14 protein-coding genes, 1 pseudogene and 1 other annotated feature are annotated in these 21,906 nt (G+C 39.4%); of the genes and pseudogenes, 11 read left to right on the top strand and 4 right to left on the bottom strand.

Annotation, left to right across the window (positions count from 1 at the left end):
- Positions 1–133 precede the first annotated feature (133 nt).
- The 5 genes and pseudogenes from rlmD to IGJ49_RS08235 all read left to right on the top strand — a co-directional run bounded on the left by rlmD (position 134) and on the right by IGJ49_RS08235 (position 4,365).
- A complete protein-coding gene (gene rlmD / locus IGJ49_RS08255) occupies positions 134–1,498 on the top strand; it encodes a 23S rRNA (uracil(1939)-C(5))-methyltransferase RlmD (protein WP_375152339.1) in 1,365 nt (454 codons plus the stop codon).
- 343 nt (positions 1,499–1,841) lie between these two features.
- Positions 1,842–2,339: pseudogene (locus IGJ49_RS08250) on the top strand (GNAT family N-acetyltransferase); the annotation flags it as partial.
- 628 nt (positions 2,340–2,967) lie between these two features.
- Positions 2,968–3,093, top strand: coding sequence for a hypothetical protein (locus tag IGJ49_RS08245; RefSeq protein WP_264083012.1), 126 nt, complete (start codon positions 2,968–2,970; stop codon positions 3,091–3,093).
- Positions 3,094–3,476: 383 nt separating this feature from the next.
- The gene (locus IGJ49_RS08240) at positions 3,477–3,605 is read left to right on the top strand and encodes a hypothetical protein (protein ID WP_010735268.1); all 129 of its coding nucleotides are present in this window, start codon (positions 3,477–3,479) and stop codon (positions 3,603–3,605) included.
- Between the two features lie 253 nt (positions 3,606–3,858).
- Positions 3,859–4,365: a DUF3114 domain-containing protein gene (locus IGJ49_RS08235; RefSeq protein ID WP_051377618.1), complete on the top strand. Its 507-nt coding sequence runs from the start codon at positions 3,859–3,861 to the stop codon at positions 4,363–4,365.
- Between the two features lie 300 nt (positions 4,366–4,665).
- Here the strand turns inward: IGJ49_RS08235 and IGJ49_RS08230 are convergent, their stop codons facing one another.
- On the bottom strand, positions 4,666–6,153 hold the full coding sequence (locus IGJ49_RS08230) for a helix-turn-helix domain-containing protein (protein WP_194179803.1): 1,488 nt from the start codon (positions 6,151–6,153) through the stop codon (positions 4,666–4,668).
- Between the two features lie 189 nt (positions 6,154–6,342).
- On the opposite strand from IGJ49_RS08230, the gene IGJ49_RS08225 reads away from it, so the two are divergent.
- Positions 6,343–9,357 (top strand): bacterial Ig-like domain-containing protein, encoded by a 3,015-nt coding sequence (locus IGJ49_RS08225; protein ID WP_224434823.1) that lies wholly within the window; start codon positions 6,343–6,345, stop codon positions 9,355–9,357.
- A 65-nt stretch (positions 9,358–9,422) separates the two neighbouring features.
- Here the strand turns inward: IGJ49_RS08225 and IGJ49_RS08220 are convergent, their stop codons facing one another.
- Together IGJ49_RS08220 and IGJ49_RS08215 are read right to left on the bottom strand one after the other, a co-directional pair.
- Positions 9,423–11,210: an ABC transporter ATP-binding protein gene (locus tag IGJ49_RS08220; protein ID WP_010735273.1), complete on the bottom strand. Its 1,788-nt coding sequence runs from the start codon at positions 11,208–11,210 to the stop codon at positions 9,423–9,425.
- On the bottom strand, positions 11,197–12,945 hold the full coding sequence (locus IGJ49_RS08215; protein WP_438723071.1) for an ABC transporter ATP-binding protein: 1,749 nt from the start codon (positions 12,943–12,945) through the stop codon (positions 11,197–11,199). The genes IGJ49_RS08220 and IGJ49_RS08215 overlap by 14 nt, the downstream gene beginning before the upstream one ends.
- A gap of 97 nt (positions 12,946–13,042) precedes the next feature.
- On the opposite strand from IGJ49_RS08215, the gene IGJ49_RS08210 reads away from it, so the two are divergent.
- Positions 13,043–13,807 carry a MerR family transcriptional regulator gene (locus tag IGJ49_RS08210; protein ID WP_010735275.1) on the top strand — a complete coding sequence of 255 codons (765 nt, stop codon included), beginning with the start codon at positions 13,043–13,045 and terminating at the stop codon, positions 13,805–13,807.
- Positions 13,808–13,852: 45 nt separating this feature from the next.
- Positions 13,853–14,084: a binding site (T-box leader), on the top strand.
- Positions 14,085–14,167: 83 nt separating this feature from the next.
- Positions 14,168–15,298 (top strand): 5-methyltetrahydropteroyltriglutamate--homocysteine S-methyltransferase, encoded by a 1,131-nt coding sequence (locus IGJ49_RS08205; protein WP_438723068.1) that lies wholly within the window; start codon positions 14,168–14,170, stop codon positions 15,296–15,298.
- A gap of 425 nt (positions 15,299–15,723) precedes the next feature.
- Here IGJ49_RS08205 and IGJ49_RS08200 read toward each other — a convergent pair whose 3' ends face one another.
- Positions 15,724–16,752: a LacI family DNA-binding transcriptional regulator gene (locus tag IGJ49_RS08200; protein WP_023519788.1), complete on the bottom strand. Its 1,029-nt coding sequence runs from the start codon at positions 16,750–16,752 to the stop codon at positions 15,724–15,726.
- 113 nt (positions 16,753–16,865) lie between these two features.
- Here IGJ49_RS08200 and IGJ49_RS08195 point away from each other — a divergent pair, with 113 nt between their 5' ends.
- The 3 genes from IGJ49_RS08195 to IGJ49_RS08185 are packed head-to-tail and all read left to right on the top strand — an operon-like array spanning position 16,866 to position 21,895.
- A complete protein-coding gene (locus IGJ49_RS08195; protein ID WP_137072504.1) occupies positions 16,866–19,100 on the top strand; it encodes an alpha-galactosidase in 2,235 nt (744 codons plus the stop codon).
- Complete coding sequence (locus IGJ49_RS08190; RefSeq protein ID WP_023519786.1) at positions 19,084–20,961, top strand: glycoside hydrolase family 2; 1,878 nt, start codon at positions 19,084–19,086, stop codon at positions 20,959–20,961. The genes IGJ49_RS08195 and IGJ49_RS08190 overlap by 17 nt, the downstream gene beginning before the upstream one ends.
- Complete coding sequence (locus IGJ49_RS08185) at positions 20,942–21,895, top strand: beta-galactosidase small subunit (RefSeq protein ID WP_438723065.1); 954 nt, start codon at positions 20,942–20,944, stop codon at positions 21,893–21,895. Before IGJ49_RS08190 ends, IGJ49_RS08185 begins: the two co-directional genes overlap by 20 nt.
- Positions 21,896–21,906 lie beyond the last annotated feature (11 nt).

Here is a 21,906-nt window from a genome sequence, read left to right as displayed (position 1 = left end):
GCAAAGATCATAGGATTACTTGTTTTTTCCAATAGACTGAAGAAAAAAGGGCTGGGAATGAATGGATCTCCCAGCTCTTTCCTTTGTTGAACGGACAAAATTAGAAACCATTCAAAAGAATAGGAGTAATGAAATGACACAAACAATTAAGAAAAATGAACGGTATACTGTTGATATCATCGATTTAAGTTACGAAGGATTAGGTGTTGCGAAAATTGATGGCTATCCATTATTTATTGAAAATGCTTTGCCAGGTGAACAAGTGGAGATCCTTGTCGTAAAAGCAGGCAATAAATTTGGCTACGGTAAGGTCGAAAACTGGTTGACGACGTCACCAGACCGTCAAGAAATCACTAGTAATGTTCTATTGCGTACAGGAATCGCTCCTTTAGCCCATTTAAGTTATGAGCAACAATTAGTATTCAAACAAAAACAAGTCGAACATGTTTTAGCTAAAATCGCTATAATGCCTGAAGTCACAGTACAACCAACGATCGCTATGGAAGAACCTACAGGCTATCGGAATAAAGCACAGATTCCTGTTCGTCGCGTCGAAGGCGAATTAGTGACTGGTTTTTACAAGAAAAATAGTCATGACTTAGTGGAAATAGAAGATTTCTTCATCCAAGACCCACAAATCGATCAAGCCATCATCAAGGTAAGAGACATCTTGCAACGTTTCCAAGTACGTGGCTACAATGAAGAAAAAAATGAAGGACAAATTCGTCATATCATTGTTCGTAGAGGTCATTACACGCATCAAATGATGGTGGTTTTAGTCACTCGAAAAGAAAAATTCTTCAAATCGAAAGAAATCGCTGAAGCTATCCATGAAGCTTTACCGGAAGTAGTGTCAGTGATCCAAAATATCAACGAAGAAAAAACGAATGTCATTTTAGGAGAAAAAGAAAAAGTTCTTTTTGGTCAATCGTATATCGAAGATCAGTTACTTGGTAAGACCTATCGTATTTCTTCTAAATCCTTTTATCAGGTCAATACATTACAAACCGAAGTATTGTATCAAAAAGCGATCGAATTTGCTGAATTGAAAAAAGAGGATGTCGTGATTGATGCATATTCAGGAATTGGAACGATTGGTTTATCCATAGCGGATCAAGTAGCAAATGTTTATGGCATGGAAATCGTACCAGCAGCGATTGAAGATGCGCAGTTCAACGCGTTGACAAACAAAATCGAAAATGCGCATTATGAAGTTGGAAAAGCGGAAACAGTCATGAAAAAATGGCAAGAAAAAGGAATCAAACCAACTGTTTTAGTTGTCGATCCTCCAAGAAAAGGCTTAGACGCACGCTTTATTGATTCAGCGATCGAGATGGCTCCTGAGCGAATCGTTTACATCTCATGCAATCCTGCAACTTTTGCTAGAGATGTGAAGTTGTTTGCAGAAGACGGTTATCAGTTAGAAAAAGTCCAACCAGTTGATTTATTCCCACAAACGCACCATGTAGAATGTGTCGGATTATTACGCAAAGGGTAAGTGATTTAAATAGATGAGCGCAAGGCATTATATCCTATACACTCATTTTAGAAGACGTTTCTGTCAAAAGAAACGTCTTTTTTTATACAATTGTTTGAGTGAAATAAGCGATTTGAAAGTAAAGAGAGTTATTTTAAGACTGACATAAATCTTTTAATGCTTTATAAATATAGTGTATAATAAATAGAGAGTATATCGTTCAGTTATAAAAAAATTTCGAGTAAACGTTCTTTCTCATCAGAGGACAGATAAAAAAATAAAAATCCAATGTGTAAAAGGAGTCCTTACATGATAAAAATAAAAATGGTGACCAAGCAAATGGCAGAACTTTCAGCAAGTCGAGCACTTATATCATTCAGCTTTTCCAAAATCTGAACAAGTGCCTATGGGAACATTGCTGAAGCGTTCAAAGAGAGAGGGTATCGATTTTATTGCTTATTACGATGAAGAAAAGTTTATCGGTCTAGCGTATCTCATTACATTTGAAAACTTGACGTACCTCTGGTATTTAGCGGTAGTTCAAGACTTACGCAGTCAAGGCTACGGGGCGCAAGTATTATCACATATCAAAGAGAACTATACAGATAATTGCATTGTATTAAATTTAGAGGCAGAAAATCCAGCTGCTAGCAACAATGAGCAAAGAAAAATCCGTAAAGCATTTTATCTTAGGAATGGCTATCGACCAGACCATCACATTGTGAAGATGGGGGGAGAGAAACTAGAGATCCTTTTTACTAATGGAGTGTTTGAAATTGAAAACTATCAAAAGATTTTTAAACGTTTTTGGGGTCCAATCTTGAATATACTGGCAGGGACAAATATTGTGAAAAATAACTAAAGTTTGTCGAATGATGACTCATATCTATATAGGGTCAAAGTAACTTTAGATCATTTTCCTAAAAATTACCATAATTTATGCTCTGATAAAAAGCGCTAGAAATACAGGATAAATCGATTATAGGGAAACTTATCAAATATCAACATGATTGGATGTGGCTTGGGACTGGATGATGGAACACGCTTCTGATATCACGAGCGAGTTCTTTTCCGTCGTGGAGTCTTCTCAATGAACATACATGATTAAAATTCGACATGTGGGGCGTTAGTTCCCATATGACTTCTCTTAGTCATACTGACAGGGATTCCTATCGGCGTCATATTTTATCGTGCTTTAGTCTATGATGGATCACTGGATGTAGGAAAAACGATCATCAGTACGTTGTTATTAAGCATTGCAGTCGTGATCTGTTCGACTGTGCTTGCGTTACTATTAGCTTTTTTGACGGTCAGGACAAAGATCACAGAGAAAAAAAGGCTAGATATCGTTTTGCTGATACCATTTATGAAACCTCTATATATTGCAACCATTAACTGGATCTTATTTACCTAACGTCGTGAGCTATTTCAATAGCTGCTTACTTTTATAAGAGATTTATCAGAAAACTTTTTGGGGTCTTGTATTAACGATGAGTTTTCATCTTTTTTCTTTTATTTTGACGATCTTAAAAAATGCGTTACTGAACCTCGGTGCTGCTCTAGATGAAAGTGCAGTGATTTTTGGTGGTGGCATTTTTATCGTTTGCGCCGAGTGAATTTCCCGTTGATCACTGGAAATTCCACCATTGGTGCTTTTCTTGCGTTTGTCAAAGCAGTTTAAGCGTATCGCACACCGCAACGATTGGCCAAAGCATTGGTTTTTCTAGTTGTTACGGCGATTCCTCATCATGCCACAATTGCACCAATCAACTTCCAGGCAGCAACAAGTTAGTGCTCTTCATCTGCTTTTTGTATTAGGTTTTTATAATGAGAAAAGTTACGTGATCTTATCCTGTGATGAACACACAAAAACCGTGCGCTTTTATGATAAAATCATAAAGAAATCAATAAGTTTGAAGTTTCCAAGTAAAAATGTGTTACAATAACGAAGTGTGTATCATAGTAGTAAAAAAGTGAATAGAGTAAAAGAGGGAAACAGATGAATTCAAAAGAAAAAATGCTTGAAATAATCAAAAAGAAACAAGGTGGCGGTCGAGTAGAAAAGATGGCTACTCCAAAAAATGATCGTAGCAATATGAGAAAAGGACCTAAAATCTATAATAAATAGTAAACGCCTGACGAGTATCGGCTAAATTATTTGTTAATAAAAACTGACATCAGTGATTAATCACTGGTGTTTTTTTGTCTTAAAATAAAGAAGTAGGTCTTTAAAAACATAAAAGTTCATACAAATATAAAGGATTAATGGTTAAAAAAGTAGAGAGAACTGATTACTTGAAAAAAATACGTTATCTATTTTAATTTTTTTAAATTACATTAATTGAGAGGAGGCATTAGCGGAATATGGGAAACGATGGGGAGTGGAACAGCAGTATTCTCCCGCTCGATTTCACAATAAATATCCCAAAAACAAAACATTCAAAGAAAGTATCATCGGCAGAGAAAACCGAAAAATATTGGTTAATAGAGGCTTTCACTCTGAATTTATCTTGAATCCTGAAGGGGACTTTGTGAGTAGCTGGAATGTATTAAAAATGGAAAATGGTCGAGTAGATAGTAACCCGGCACACTATTCATTTCATTTCGACTTGCGAAAAGAATTACTTGATGGAGAATCGTTTAATTATGCCAGCAAAAATGATCGATTGCATAAACTTTTAGATAGTTCCCCCTCAAAAAAACTTGATCATCAGGTTCGTCAACAAGCAAAAAAAGGTTGGATCAGCGCGAGTATCACAGAATACTTCCATCGGCACCCTAATATTTCGCCGATGATTCTTGGATTGTTACTCTTTTTGGCGTTTCATTTTTTTGTTCTTTTTTGTCATAGACAAAGAAAAAGAACAATGAACAAAAAAGTCAGATGAAAGGAGAGAACCTTCTATGCAGACGAGAACATATAAACAGATCGATGTCTTTGTTTTAGTGCTTGTGGTGACCATTTTAAGTGTTTATCTTATACGTAACCACAAGGAAGATTTATTTCAAGTGTTTCGCTGTCTTAAACTATTTTGAAAGACTCTCACACTTCGTTTTACCTTCTTTGGTTGGCATCCATAGTCTAGTAGCTTCATTTGTGAATAGCCGCAAGTCTTAGACTTAGGGGGGGATTTTAGACGTTTCTCCCTAAGTCTACAGCAAAAGTCGAGTGGTTCCTGGATACTATGCTATGAATGACTTGAAGCCCGTTCAATCAAGTGTAGTTTCAAATCTTTCCACTCCTCATGGGTCGGTATTTGGGCAATTTGAATCACTTCACAGGTCATTTTCTCCGTAAGATCATAGTTGCTGACGATGAGACAAGCTTCTAACTCGTCGATCTTTGTTTGTTTAATCGGTTGATCAAAAAGAAAAAGAGGGTGATACGTTTCAGGTAGCCACTTTTGGATCATAGCCATTAAAAAATTATCATAGCCAGCATCTCCATGAAAAGTAAAGACGATTGTTTGCTTTTTCCTTCTTTGGATTTGCTGATAGGAGGATTGGATCATACTTAAGGATAGTGCAACGTCTTTTATGCAGGTCATTGGTAGGATCTCTTGCCATTTGAGTTGCTGCAATCGGTCTTGCCAGGAGTGATAGAGTAATTCAAAGGATGGATCGACTAAATGATCAATTGCCAATGGGTGATTCTCAAAACCATCAGTGATTTTATTAAGCAAGCGTAAATTAGCTAAGTAAGCACTCATTTGCTCAATACCTTCCTTTGTTGTACCGTCAATCAGCGCTTCGTCGAGTAAAAATTGCTTGATCCATTTTTTGGCTGGTGCTTCTTCTTGGTAATGGGTCGCTTTATGCGATCTTGTCTCTTGATAGTTCGATGAGCTATAGGAAATACAGTGTAAAGCAATCAAATAAGCCCAAACTAGTTCATTTACAGACAGCTGTTGAATCCCAAGAATCTCTCTCAGAAAAGGAGTGATTTTTTTTGAGAACCTTTTGAAGCTTTTTCTAGACTGGATCATACTCAATGTTTCTGAGGGGATTTCACCTTGTTTACGACGCAACCATCTTTCTTTTAAGATGGACAACCATAACGTTGCACGAAAATTACTAATATGTAAATGAGACTGAAATACTTGCTCTAGTTCAGCGAACATGACTTTGTATGTTTCCTGAGAGAATAGATAGGAATGATCTGTTATGATCGTTCGTCGAAAACTCGTATAAAAGTTAAAAAAGAAAAAACGAATCTCGTTTTCTTTTCCAACAAGATCACCATTTTTGGGAGAGAGTTGGATTCGGTAGTTTTTTAGTTCATGGTTCATGTGTTGAATGATTTTGCGTAAAGCCGAACTAGACAAATGATACTCCAAGCGCATGGCTTCGAAGGATTGTTGATTTCCCTTAAGGCTACGGTCAATGATTTTATAAGTAATCGTTTCTCTAACAAGAGATAAAAGATAGGTATCCAGTGTTTCCCCATCGGGTATTTTTAAGCGGTAACCGATCATTTTGATTGATTGCAAATGAATCGATGGTGGTAATTTGGCACGCAATGCTTGGATATCTGAACGTAGAGTTGGAGGTGTACAGCCTATTTCTTGAACTAGTTCTGTGATCGAAGTGATGTCATTTCGTTTTCTCAAATAAGTAAGAATATTGATTTGGCGATGTAATTGTTTATTTTCATGTAGTTTGAAAAAAGGTTCCATTAATTGCTCCTTTCGTTTGGGTGACTCTTATTCGATTGTTTTATTTTATCTTTCTTATTATGGAAATACAAATCGATTCTCAAATATTTTTTTCAAAAAAAAAAAATAAAAAATTTTCTTTCACAGATTACGTTAGAATTTAGTTGTATGTTTTTTTATCTTTCTATAATTTGAGGAGTTGAATAAGGAATGGACCACAGAAAAATAGTAAAAATGACAGCTTCAATGTTATTACTTATGAACGCATCCCAACAGAGTATCACGACATTTGCTGATCATTTAGACAGTGGACAAATGACAGAAGAGGTGGCTATTTCGACGCTTGAAGAACAAGCTGAAGACGTCACTATGGAAGCAATAAAAAGTGAAGAGACGAAAGAACAGCAAGAAACTGAAATCCTAGAATCATCAGTCTCTGTTCCGTCAGAACCCCCTACAGAACCAACGATGGAAGCGACAACAGATGTAACCACCGTGACAGAGCAATCGACTACGGATTCGACTGTTGCTTCAACTGTTGGAGAAGAAGTCACTAAAGCTGCGAGTGAACCAGTGATCCCAGATCCAGATGCTCGCACAGTTTGTGAGATACAGGAGGTAGATGATCAAGTTGATTCTGGCGTATTCGGTACCAGCCAATGGCGAATCGACCAAGAAGGTATATTGTACATAGATGCAGGGACATTAGGAGAAACAACGTCGGCGGCTCGTGCACCTTGGTTTCCTCACCGTTCACTCATCAAAAAAATTGTTCTTACTGGACCCGTGGTAGCAAATGCTGAATCATTAGGATTGTTTTTTGATTTGAATCAGCTAACGACGATCGAGAATTTATCCAGTTTAGATACAAGTCAAGTCACGAATATGGATTATTTCTTTGCATGGTGCCAGCAGCTGACTTCATTGGATCTTACAGCTTTTGATACCCAAAATGTTCGTTCGATGAACTATATGTTCAATGGGGTGTCTTCTGTTAGCACGCTCGATCTAAGCAACTTCAATACAGCGAATGTCACTGAAATGAGTCATATATTTTATGGGATGGGCGGATTGACTTCATTAGATTTATCCAGTTTTAACACGATGAACGTGTCGAACATGAGCTACATGTTTTATGATTGCTCTGCCTTGACGACATTGGATGTAACTGGTTTTCAAACAGCCAACGTGACGAATTTCAGTCATATGTTCCGCGGTTGTTCCGGATTGGCTCAACTGGATCTTTCTAGTTTTGTAACGAGTCAAGCAACAGAAATGTCCTTCATGTTCCATGGCTGTTCGGGATTACAAGCGTTAGATGTGACACATTTTGATACGAGCAACGTTATGTACATGCATTATATGTTCCATGGCTGTTCCGGTTTGACAGAACTCGATGTTAGTCGCTTTGATACGAAAAACGTGACTTCCATGTACTATATGTTCTTCGGTTGTTCCGGTCTGACGGCGTTAGATGTTACGAACTTTTCAACTACTAACGTGACAACAATGAGTTTTATGTTTGCAGAATGTCTCAATTTAGAAGCAATCGATGTCAGTGGTTTTGATACGGAGAATCTTCGATTTATGCGAGGAATGTTTAGAAACTGCCAAAATATCACTGAATTGGATCTATCACATTTTAAAACTGGCAAGGTGCAATTGCAGCAAGAGATGTTTGCTGGTACAATCTCCTTATCTAAAATTTCTTTAGGTATCCAGTTCTATTCTTTAACCGATACCAATATTCCAGAGTTGCTCGCTACAGAAGAGCATACGGGTTACTGGCAAAATGTGGGATCTGGCACAGAAGATGTCCCACTTGGTGAATATGTATTAAGCTCCTCTTCACTGATGACAACTTATCAAAATAGTATGGCGGATACTTATGTGTGGCAACCAATCGCTAGTGAGTCGATCCGCGCAATGGATTCAACGATTTATGTTGGTGATAGTTGGGAACCAATCGACAATTTTGTCTTAGCGACCGATCCAAATGGAGAATCAATTCCTTTTGATGAAAGTATGGTCAGTGGTACTGTGGATACGACGACAGCAGGAGTCTATCCAGTGACTTATACCAATGGATCTGCGAGTCAACAGATCAATGTGACTGTCGAAGAAAGTCAAGAAACCCTTAAAGTCACAGATTCGACGATCATTGTAGGGGATGCTTGGACACCAAGTGATAATTTTGTTTCCGCTACTGATAAAACGGGAGAAGCTGTTGCCTTTGATGAAAATATGGTCAGCGGCGAAGTCGATACGACACAAGTAGGTGAGTACAAGATCACCTATACTTTTGGGAGACTCAGTCGTGAAATCACAGTGACCGTCATTGCTAGTCAAGAAGCGATCAAGGCGATCGATTCAAGAATCCACACAGGGGATGTTTGGCATCCAAGCGATAATTTTATCTCAGCGACCAATAGAGCAGGTGACACTTTGCCATTTGATGAAAGTATGGTGTCAGGCACCGTTGATACCGGACGAACAGGAAACTTCATCATTACTTATACGAATGGAGAAGCCTCTCAAAAAATCACAGTGACCGTGGTTGAAAATAGAGAAACGATCCAAGCAAAAAATGGCAGCATTTATGTCGGTGATAAGTGGGCGCCAAGTGATCAATTTGTATCTGCTACAAACAAAGATGGGGAAATGATCGTTTTTGATGAAAGCATGGTTAGTGGTACGGTAGATACAACTAAAGCTGGCGATTATCCGTTGACTTATACCAACGGTCGAGCAACAGAAGAAGTTGTGGTGGTTGTAAAAGAAAACGGAGAAACGATTGTAACAAAGGATCTTCAATTATATATCGGTGATACGTGGGACCCAAGCGATGGCTTTGTCTCCGCAACAAATCGCGAAGGGTTCACTCTCGCATTTGACCAGAATATGGTGTCAGGCGATGTTGATACCAACAAAGAAGGAACCTATACGATCACTTACACGAATGGTTCAGTTTCAGAAACAAGTCAAGTGACAGTGAGTAAACGAGGGACTGCCGGAGGAAATGCCAACACAGGCGGAGGGAATACTCAGCAAAAGAAAACAGCCAACACCTCTGCAACCTCAAAAAAACAAGTCCAAGGAAATGCAGCAAAAAATTTACCAAAAACTGGTGAGATCCGATCTAGTGCAACCGTTCTTGGTTTTGCTCTTGTTGGAGGAGCAATCGGAACCTATATCTACAAGAAAAAGAAAAATCGTAAAGATTGATTCTTTAAAATCAAAAAGCCAACTTAGTTTCGGAGTGATCCTAGACTAAGTTGGTTTTTTATCGCTCAACTATTTTGAAATTGGCTATTGTATAAGCTTGCATAAAGTGTCGGTTGTTGCAATAGCTCTGTATGCGTTCCTGTTTCAATGATGTCTCCGTTTTGCATCACTACGATCATATCCGCATGTTCAATCGTTGACAGACGATGGGCAATCACAAAGCTGGTCCGGTTTTTAGTTAAAGCATCCATCGCTTCTTGGATTAAGGCTTCCGTACGTGTATCGACACTTGACGTTGCTTCATCTAAAATGACGACTGCAGGATTAGCTAAAATGACTCGTGCAATCGTTAAGAGCTGTTGTTGCCCTTGAGATATCGACCCATTTTCGCTTGAGATAATGGTGTCATAACCTTGTGGCAGCGTACGGATAAAATGATCACATTGAGCAATTTTAGCTGCTTGAATGATTTCATCTCTGGTTGCTTCTTTTTTGCCGTAAGCAATATTTTCTGCAACAGTACCTTCGAATAACCAAGTATTTTGTAGTACCATGCCAAATAGATTCCGCAATTCATGGCGCGGCAAATCGGTGATGTCATGACCGTCGAATAAAATCTGACCGTCATTAATTTCATAAAAACGCATCAAAAGATTGACAAGAGTTGTTTTTCCAGCACCAGTTGGCCCAACGATGGCAACCGTTTGTTGTGGCTTGACCGAGAAGTTGACATCTTTCATCAATGGTTTTTCTGATGTATAACCAAAACGAACATGTTTGAATTCAATTGCTCCTTGTGGTGCAATGATGGGATTTTCTACTGCATGATCAATTGCTTCTTCTGGTTCATCCATGATCTCAAAGATTCGTTCGATGGATGCCATGGCTGATTGTACAGAATTGATGACATATGAAGCAGTGGAGATTGGTTCTGATATTTGATTGATATACTGCAAATACGCTTGTAAGAAACCAATGGTGATCCCACCAGATAAAACGGCTATTGCCCCAATGACCGCACTTGCGATAAATGCTAATTGATTGATCAAACGGATGGCTGGATAAATCGCAAAATTCATGAACTGCGCTTTTTTGAAAGCTTGCGATTGTTTTTCATTTGCTTTCTTGACTTCATCAATCGCTAATGCTTGTTGGTTGAAGGCTTTGATCACCAAATTCCCAGTTAGATATTCTTCTGCTTTATTATTCAAATCTCCCAGTTCTTCTTGGTTATGATCAGAAATTTGTTTATTCTTGTTTGCGAATTTTGTTGTAACAGTTGTGCTGATCATAATCAAAATAAGAACAAGTAAAGTCAATTTGATATCGATGTAAAACAACATGATACCAGCTAATAGGATCGTTACAAGAGAGGTGAAAAGTTGATTGATCCCTGTGAGCAATACTTGTGATAGCTGATTTAAACCTGTAGTTGTTCGACTGATGATATCACCAACTTGATGACGGTCATAGAAAGCCATTGGAAGAGCTTTGAATTTTTTTGTAACTTCTTTACGGACACGTAAGGTCACTCGTTCACTTAATGAAGCCATCGCTCGTTCTTGAATAAAGGAAGTGATACTACTTAGTAAGGAGAAGAGTATCAACAGGATCACTGGTAAAAGCAATGTTTCTTTTACATCTGTTACTGTCATATGGTTAAGTCCAACCTCTTTGATCCGCCCGAGTAGTTGATCGATCCCGATACCCATGATTAGTGGCATAGCAACGACTAATGTATTACCGACCAAGCTGCAAAGTAATGAACCATAGAAGATTTTATGTTCAGGCTGGATCATTCGCCAGAAACGTTTCAAGCTTTGTTTTTTTATCGTTGTTTTAGTCATTTCCATCGACTCCCTCCTTTAACATACCTTGTGATTTCGCAAATTCTTGATACGAACGATTATTTTTCAACAATTCTTCATGAGTGCCTTGTCCAACGATCCGTCCTTCATCTAAAACGATAATATTATCAGCATTTATGATGGTACTTAGACGTTGTGCAATGATAATCAGTGTTTTATCTGCCATTTCACGTTGCAACGCCCCACGTAACTTAGCATCGGTTCGATAGTCCAATGCAGAGAAACTATCGTCAAAGACATAGATTTCAGCAGATTTGACTAACGCTCTAGCAATACACATTCTTTGCTTTTGGCCGCCAGAATAATTATCTCCGCCTTGAGCCACAAAGCTGTCCAATTGATCCGGTAGGTTTTCTAATACTTCATCCAATTGTGCGATGCGAATTGCTTTGGTTAGTTCTTCATCTGTCGCATGTTCGTTCCCCATCAATAGATTACTGCGAATCGTTCCACTAAATAAAAATGCTTTTTGGGGAACATAACTAATATAGCTTCGAAGCGTTTCTTGGTTCATTTTTGTGATCGGGGTGCCTGCGAATTTGATTTGTCCATTTGAAACATCGTTTAGACGTAACAGTAATTTTGCAATCGTGCTTTTTCCTGAACCTGTTCCACCAACAATGGCTGTCGTTTTTCCTTTTGGTACAATAAAATCAATGTCTTCCAATACAGGATCGGCGTTTTCGTTGTAGCGAAACGTCACATGTTCGAAGGATAAGAAAGTATCATCGACTGGATCGAAGGATAAAGTTTCTGGTTGGTCGGGGTCTTTGATTTCGATTTCAGCTTGTAATACTTCTTCGATTCGTTTAAGACAAGAGATTGATTTTGGTACGATAACAAAAACCATTGCGGCAATCATTAAATAGGCAAGTGTCAACATCGAATATTCCACAATGGCAGTTACTGTACCGATTTGTAAGCTACCATTAGCCACCAAGCCTCCACCAAACCACAAAATGGATGCATAAACGATACCCATGAGTAAAAAGGCGATCGGTGTGACCCAAGCAAAGATTCGATTGACTCGGATCATCTGTTGCGCGTAATTTTCAAAGGTTTCATTTGTTCTTTTTTCTTCATAGTCTTGATTGTTGAAGGCACGGATCATATTGACACCTGTAAAGAATTCACGCAACGTTGTCGTGACACGATCCATCTTCGGTTGAATACTCAAAGATAAAGGGGTTCCTTTTTTCATCAAATAATACGTGATCAGCGCATAGATGAAGATCGAGCCTAACGTAATCAATGTCAACTTGACGGAATGCTCCAACATCATCAGAATCGTAAATAATGAAATAATTGGTGCAGGGATGATCATCTGACAGAACATGACGATCATTTGTTGGACGTTATCTACGTCATTGGTCATCCTGGTCAATAGTGAACCGGTATTAAATTGATCGACATCTTTCATCGACAATTGTTGGAATTTATTGAAAAAACTTGCTCGTGTCTGATAGCCAAATCGTGCGGCTAACAAAGCAGAACAGTAGCTTGAGGCAACTGCAGCAAAAGAGCCTAATAGAGCAACAAGTAACATTTGAATTCCAATCTGTTGGATTTGTTTCACTTCGCCACTTGCAATCCCTGTGTCTATGAGATCAGCTACTAACTTTGGCACACCAAGGGTTCCTAGCAGTTGTAAACAGATAAATAAAAGAGTAAGTAAAGCAATTCCTTTATTGTTTTTTATAGATGTTTTTAATAATGTCATTGTGTTTCCTCCTTTTCCCGACAAATACGCATTCTACACCTTAAAGTTACTTGAAGGTCAAGAAAAAAAAGCATAAACTATCATTGAGGTGAAAGGTATGAAACGATTGTATTCGATTGGGGAAGTATCGGAGTTATTGGATATCCCTCGATCAACCATTCGGTATTGGGATGCAGAAGGGTTGATCCATGCAGCAAGAGAAGAGGAAAACGGGTATCGGTTGTTTGATATCGATGCTATTTTTCAAGTATATGACATCAATTTTTATCGAAAACTCGATATTCCCATGAAGCAAATGAAAAATCTATATAGTAAATCGTTAAATGAGATGTACGACATTTTAGCTGAAACGGAACAGCGTTTGGATCATGAGAAAAAAATCTTAGAACAAAAACATAAAGAAGTATTATCAAGAAAAAAACAGTTGAAAGAAATGATCGATAGTGAACCAGATAAATTTCCTGAAGAAGAAATTCCCTTTCAAAAAATCGTCGTGGCAGCATCTGATGACCTCTTATATTCAAAGGAATATCTAAAAAATTATTCAAGTTTCGTGATTTATTTTCCAGAAAATAATCAGAATAGTATTTATGGGTTCTGTACGGACGAGCACACGAAAGAACTCCCAGGTTCACAGACGATCTGGCAGAATGATCCTGCGAAAAAGTACGTGCGATTTCTACTAAAAGTCGAAGTGAACAACACAAAAAATAATAATCTATCTGAAGTAAAAGACAGGTTGCAAAAGCAAGGCTATCGATTAGGACAAACGATTGGTCAATACTTGTTGACCCATACGACAAAGGAAAAGATTTCCTTTGAATATTACCGAGCTTGGATCGAAGTAAATGAGGGAAAGTAGGATTAGTTGACATTCGGAAGTAAACATGGGATAGTAATTGACAATATCAAAGCGTAGAAGAGAAGAGTAACTAACGGTCAACGGTAAAAAGAGACTCCGGTGGGTGAAAAAGGAGACCATAAACCTTAGTGAAGATGAACTTGGAGCTTGTTTTACTAGTAAATGAGTAAAACCGGACTGCGACCGTTAACTCGCCGGATATCTGATGGTATCGTTGAGGCATTATTTGTGAGGATAATGCAAATAAGGGTGGTAACACGACGCATTCGTCCCTTTTGTCAAGACTTGGCAAAAGGGATGAGTGTTTTTTTGTTTTCATCAGGTCTTTATCTACTACGCAATCTAAGGAGGAATTTTTTTATGACTACTCGTTCAACATCCCCATTTCGTTATGACATCGTTGGGAGCTTTTTGCGCCCAGAAAAGTTAAAAAAAGCACGAAAAGCATATAACGAATCGCTTATTTCTGCTACTGATTTGAAAGAGATAGAAGATGAAACCATTATCGAACTGATCAAAAAACAAGAAGCTGCTGGCTTACATGCGGTGACAGATGGTGAGTTTCGTCGGAGTTGGTGGCATTTGGACTTTTTCTTTGGTTTACAAGGTATCGAGTTTTTTGTACCTGAGCGTGGTTATCAGTTTAACGGAGAAGAGGCACGTCCAGGAACGGTGATTGTAACAGAAAAAATCACAGGAGAGAGCCATCCTTTTGTGGACCATTTTCGGTTTACCCGTAACTATACGACCGAGGGCATCGAAGTAAAGCAAACCATTCCAGCCCCAGCTCAACTGTTAGTGGAGTTGTTACGTCCAGACATTTTGCCTCATGTTCGTGCCATCTATCCGACAAACGAAGAACTTTTTCAAGATATCGTAACAGCTTATCGGCAAGTGATCGCAGATTTATATGAAGCAGGCGCCAGAACGATCCAATTGGATGATTGTACGTGGGGCGTATTAGTAGCACCTTTACCAGAAGGATTTTTAGCAGAGAGTGATAAAGAGGAAAGCAAGATTCGCAAAGAGTTGGCGCAGACCTATTTACAAATCAATAATGCGGTTCTTGGAAATCAACCACAAGATTTGATTTTGAATACCCATGTCTGTCGAGGGAATTACCACTCCACCTGGGCAGCAGCTGGCGGGTATGATGCTGTAGCTGAGCCATTATTTACGGAAGAAAATGTTCATGCCTATTATTTAGAATATGATAACGATCGTTCAGGCGGTTTTGAACCACTTGCGAAAGTTAGTGAAGAAAAACTCGTAGTATTAGGACTGATAACCTCAAAATCCGGCGAACTTGAAGATCGTCAAACAATCATTGAGCGAATTTATGAAGCTACTCGTTACATCCCTTTAGATCGATTATGTTTAAGCCCACAATGCGGGTTCGCCTCCACCGAAGAAGGGAATATCTTGACAGAAGAAGCGCAATGGCAGAAAATTGCGTTGATCAAGAGTATTGCAGAAGAGGTCTGGAATTAAGTAAACGCCGATAAACCAAGTATTCAGAAAAAACGTTAAGAACAACCCAGTTGTTTTTAGTGTTTTTTTTTTGCTGAAAAAAATCAATTATTGGAGCTGATATTCAACACTAAGCTAAAAAATCGAAAAATATGAGAAGCTATTTTCCGATTTCCTATCTTACTGCTCAGGTCAAAGCGCTCATTTCACGACATTCGATAAACGGTGTTCGAAAGCCAACTCCTACGACATTAAGTCGAAAATTGAAAAAATATGAGAAGCTATTTTCCCAATTTCCGCCTTACTGCTCGGAGCTGACCGGCTTTCTCACGATCTCTGATAAACGGTGTTCAAGGCGCAACACTTCGGACATAAGCCAAAAAAATAAAAAATGAAAGAGCCATTTTCTATTTTTTTATCTTATGCCTCAGTGCTGAACGCGCCTTTCACGACCTCTTTGGCACAAAGCTTTCTCTTACCACTAATCGGGTGGGGTAGGTCAAAATAATGGGTTCGTCGCGGATTTGGTCGATTCTTTCGACGGCTAAGCGTACGGCGGCTTTACCGATGGAATTGGCATTGATTTGGACGGTGGTCAAGCCAGGAGTTAGTTTACTGGCTGCTTCAATGTTGTCGAAGCTGGCGATCATGATGTCTTTACCGATGGCCAAATGGTGTTTTTTCATTGTGCGATAGACGCCGATTGCCATTGGATCGCTTCCTACAAGGAGTGCGGTTGGTAGTGGATCAGAGCTTTGGATCAGCTCTTCAGCTAATCGTTCACCGTCTTCTTCGGTCCAATTTCCCAGATAGTGCGTACTGTAATCTTGTAACTGGTGATCGGACATGAAATGCAAATAGGCACGGATGCGTTTTTCATCTGGATTGATCGTCTTGCCTCCTCGTTCATCCATATCGACTTGGTAGCCACCGATATAGGCGATCCGTTGATGCCCACTCTCTAGAAACAACTCTAAAACAGCTTTGGTCATTCGCTCCAAATCTCCATAAACCATATCGACTTCTTGTTGGATATCAGGATTATCAACAACGATCAAATGCTGATTTTGTGTCAATAGATCAGTGATCGACTGCTTCGTCACTGTTCCAACTACGATGATCGCTCCTAGTTGATCTAAGTCTTTCCATTCCTTGGGATTGTCAGAGAGATTGTAGATGCGATTCATGCCAATATGCAGGCGGTTTGCTTCTTCTTCTAATCCCATACGTAATTCTTTGTAATAGACATCTTGTGCTTCACTTGCCTTACTGATCGTCGAGATCACACCGATCGATGGCATTCGTTTTTTGATATATTTTCGTTTATTGATATCATAGTTCAATTTTTCTGCAACTTCAAAAATCCGTTTCTTTGTTTCTGGTGCGACATGGATTGTCTTATCTTGATTCAATATGCGTGAAACAGTTGCAGGAGAGACATTCGCTTTTCGAGCGACATCACGAATCCCTACCATAAAATCACTCCTTTAAGAAATATAAAAAAAGTTATTGACAAATATGTTTAGTAAACAGTATACAGGAGTTAGTTAAAAAGTAAACGGTTTCTAAAAATTTGTGAGGTGAAGAAATGAAAAGACAATCGTTGATTGCATTCGATTCGGATACAAATGTTTTTCATTTGTCGAATCCATTGATTTCTTATGTGATGAAAATTGAAGAATCTGGTGTGTTGACCCATGTTCATTTTGGTAAAAAAGTGAGTAACTATACTAATAACAAAAAATACCCAAGAAGAGATCGTGGTTTTTCAGGAAATGTTCCTTTGCATGATGAGCGGGCATTTTCAAAAGATACGCTGCCACAAGAATTTTCGGGACACGGAAGTATGGATTATCGCATTCCAGCCACGATCATCACACGTGAGAATGGCTCTAGCTTGCTTGATTTAAGATATGAAACGTATCAGATCATCCAAGGTAAACCAAAGCTTACAGGATTACCACAAACCTATGTATTGGATGAACAAGAGGCACAAACGTTATGTGTTACATTGAAAGATCGCGATTTACCAATTTATGTAGATCTATTTTATACGATCTATGAAAAACGAGGGGCCATCGTTCGATCTGCTAAGTATCGTAATCAAACGGAACAAATGATCTGGTTAGATAAAGCAGCTTCTTTTCAATTAGATATGACGAATTCGGGCAGATTTACTGAAGTGATCGCCTTACCTGGAGCCCACGCTAGAGAGCGTTTGATTTCAAGACAACGGATCACTGAGGGGGTGAAATCATTTGAAAGTCGACGAGGAAGCAGCAGTCACCAAATGAACAATTTTATCGCTTTGACACATACCCATACAACGGAAGTTCTTGGAGAAGCCATCGGTCTACAGTTTATCTATTCTGGCAATCATGCGTTCGAGATCGAAAAAGATCAAATCGATCAACTAAGAATCGTTGGTGGCATCAATGCGTATCAGTTCCAATGGCAACTTTCAACCGATGAAGCGTTTCAAACGCCAGAAATGATCCTTTCTTATTCAGACGAAGGATTAAATGGCATGAGCCACATACATCATGAGCTGTTGCGAGAACGTGTGGCACGTGGGAAGTATCAGTACGAACCACGTCCAATCTTGGTCAATAATTGGGAAGCGACTTATTTTGACTTTACTAGCAAAAAAATCGAAGCACTGATCGATGAAGCAGCAGCGTTAGGTATGGAAATGTTCGTCTTAGATGACGGCTGGTTTGGGAAAAGAGATGCAGATACTTCTTCTTTAGGAGACTGGTTTGAATATGAAGGGAAATTGGCGAATGGATTGAAGGGAATTGCAGAGTATGCTCATGAAAGAGGCCTCAAATTTGGGCTATGGGTGGAGCCTGAAATGATTTCGATCGATTCTGAATTGTATCGTCAGGCGTCTGATTATTTGATGCAAGAACCAGCACGCACGCCTGCAGCATCTCGGTCGCAATTTGTTTTGGATTTTACACGAAAAGAAGTGCGAGATTCGATCAGTCAGCAATTACGAAAGATTTTGGATAAGGTACCGATCGATTATGTGAAATGGGATATGAATCGCTCCTTATCAGATGTTTACTCTGCTTACGTGGAGAATCAAGGAGAGGTCTATCACCGGTATGTTTTAGGATTATATAACCTTTTAGAAGAGTTGATCACAGCTTACCCAGATATCTTATGGGAAGGATGCTCAGGTGGGGGTGGCCGTTTTGACGCAGGAATTCTTTACTATATGCCACAATCCTGGACAAGTGACAATACCGATGCAATGGAACGGATCGATATCCAATATGGCACGAGTCTCGGCTATCCCATCTCATCCATGGGTGCCCATGTCTCTGCATCGCCTAACCATCAAAGTGGACGTGTGACAGATTTAAAGACACGCGGGGATGTAGCGATGAGCGGGGTATTTGGTTATGAACTAGATTTGACCGCATTAGACGAACAAGAAAAGAAAATCATCAAAGAACAGATCAGCACGTATAAAGAAATTCGTCAAACAATCCAACAAGGAAAATTTGACCGCTTAGAAAATCCCTTTGAACAAAACATTGCGGCGTGGCAATTTGTTTCTCCAAATAAAAAGGAGATCATGGTCTTTATGGCACGACGATTAACTTCTGGACAACCGCCTTTTCATGAGATCCGCTTGGTTGGTTTGGAGGAAGGGATGTATCGTGAACGTAAAAGTTCATTGATTTATTCAGGCTCGGAGTTAATGACGATGGGGTTTTATCTCCCTGATTTTCACGGAGATTTTCAAACAGAAATTTTTCACTTTGAGAAAATAGTTACAGGAGAGGAAGAAGAACATGCAAGCATCAATTGATTGGTTAGATGATCCACAAGTTTTTCGTGTGAATCAGCGAAAGGCACACAGTGATCATACGGTCTACGGTTCAAAAGAAGAAATAAGAAGTCAAAGTTCCCGACTACAGTCGCTAAATGGTGAATGGCGCTTTTATTTTTCTGAAAATGCAGAAAAGCGCCCCAAAGAGTTTTTTGAACAAGATTTTGATGATCGTTCATTCGACACGATCCATGTGCCTGGCCACATTGAACTAAGTGATTTTGATAAGATCCATTACATCAACACGATGTATCCTTGGGAAGGTCATGAGTTTCGTCGTCCCGCTTATACAACTGCTTCAGAAAAGGAAATGGCAGGGATGTTCTCTCAAGCTGAAGAAAATCCAGTAGGGTCCTATGTCACGACTTTCCAATTAGCAGAGGGATTGAAGGGAAAAGATGTCACGATTCGTTTTGAAGGTGTCGAACAAGCCATGTATGTGTGGTTGAATGGTCATTTCGTCGGTTATGCAGAAGATTCATTTACACCGTCTGAATTTGATTTGTCCCCTTATCTTGAAGAAGAGAATCGTTTGGCAGTCGAAGTCCACAAACGTAGCACAGCTGCCTTTTTAGAAGACCAAGATTTTTTCCGTTTCTTTGGGATTTTTCGAAATGTCGTCTTAGTTGCTCGTGGCAAGAATCATTTAGAAGACTTGTGGTTACGTCCTCAATTAGATGACACGTATCAAAAAGGAAAATTGGATGTGTCCTTATCTTTTGAAAATCTTACAGCTGAAAGCGACTTACAGGTACGGGTCCTTGATTTAGACAGACAAACGATCTATGAAGAAAAGCAAGCGATAGGCGAAACAGTGCAGCTCAGTATTGATTTAGGTGAAGTGGTATTATGGGATCATTTTGCGCCGAATCTCTATACGTTTGAAATTGAAACCAGGGACCGTGACGGAGTGACTGAATATGTCGAGTATCCATTCGGGTTTCGCAAGATCGAGTTAAAAGATAAAGTGATGTATCTGAATGGAAAACGCTTGATCATCAATGGAGTCAATCGTCATGAGTGGAGTGAAAAAACAGGACGTGCGGTCACCTTAGATGACATGGAAAAGGATTTGGCAGTGATTAAAAATGCCAACATCAATGGCGTCCGGACCTCACATTATCCCAACCAGATTCCTTGGTATTTCCTCTGCGATCGAGCAGGTATCCACGTGATGGCAGAAACCAATCTAGAATCACATGGGTCATGGCAAAAAATGGGTGCTTTTGAGCCATCCTATAATGTACCAAGAGGCATTTCGCAATGGCGAGAAGTGGTGCTAGATCGAGCAAAAACCCATTTTGAAACGTTCAAGAACCATACAAGTATCTTGTTCTGGTCCTTAGGCAATGAGTCCTATGTAGGGGAGAATATTCGGTTGATGAATGAATACTTCAAGAAGGTTGATCCAGACCGTTTTGTTCACTATGAGGGGAATTATGTTGATCCCACATTTGAAGCTTCTGTTTCGGATATGAAAAGTAGTATGTACGCAACACCTGCGGCGGTCGCTGATTATCTAGAGAATCAGGCAGATAAACCATATATCTTGTGCGAGTACATGCACGATATGGGAAATTCTTTAGGTGGATTAGGTTCTTATATGGCATTATTAGATGAATACGAGATGTATCAAGGCGGATATATTTGGGATTTTAAAGATCAAGCACTTGAGGTACTTGATCCAGTGACCAATCGAAAAGTCATGCGTTACGGCGGGGATTTTGATGATCGTCCAAGTGATTATGAGTTTTCCGGAAACGGCATCGTTTTTGCAAATGGACAAGAAAAACCAGCATTACAGGAGGTAAGATACTATTATGGCAAATACAGATCCTAAATTGAGAATCATTTATGGCGACTGCACTTTAGGAATCAAAACAGAAGAAAAACATTATATTTTCTCTTACACCAGAGGTGGTTTGGAATCACTTAAAAAGAATGGAAAAGAATGGCTTTATCGTGAAACGCAACCGACTTTTTGGCGAGCATTGACAGATAATGATCGAGGAAATGGCTTTGGGTATCGCTCTAGTATGTGGCTTGGCGCAGGGTTGTATCTAAAAGTGGAAGCAATCCATGTTGCAATAAACGACCAAGCCATCGAACTGCCGATCGCACCAGTCAACAATCGTTATAGTAACCAAGAGTATGCAAATACAGTCGAGATCACTTTCACATTGGCAGTCAACACAACCCCACAAACGACCGTCGATATGACGTATCGTGTCAACGAACAAGGGGATCTACACGTGAACATGTACTATCATGGCAAGGAAGGATTACCCGAGCTGCCAGTATTAGGATTTCGCATGATCATGCCAACAAAAGCCACTCATTTCGATTATGAAGGCCTGTCAGGTGAAACTTATCCGGATCGTAAAGCTGGTGGCGCACCAGGGGTCTATCATGTGAAGGGCTTGCCAATCCCACCTTATTTAGTGCCACAAGATTGTGGCGTCCATATGGATACCAAGTGGTTAGAGATTACGCGCAAGACAACCTTGAATAATGCAGATAAAAGTCAGGAAGAGTTTTCCTTAAGATTTGAACAAAAGGATTCGCCATTTGCTTTTGCGGCATTACCATTCAAAGCAGAAGAATTAGAACAGGCGACACACATGGAGGAACTACCACCGGAACGGCGAACGGTTGTCACGATGTTGGCGAAAGTCCGAGGAGTCGGAGGTATTGATTCATGGGGAGCGGATGTAGAAGAAGCCTATCATATTAGTGGTGAAGAAGACCACGAATTTAGTTTTATCATTAAATAATGTAAATTGGA

Origin of the sequence: Enterococcus sp. AZ171, assembly GCF_051714005.1 — a bacterium.
GTDB lineage: Bacteria > Bacillota > Bacilli > Lactobacillales > Enterococcaceae > Enterococcus_B > Enterococcus_B pernyi.
The sequence above is the reverse complement of the archived record's forward strand: the minus strand, read 5'-3'. Positions and strand labels throughout refer to the sequence as shown.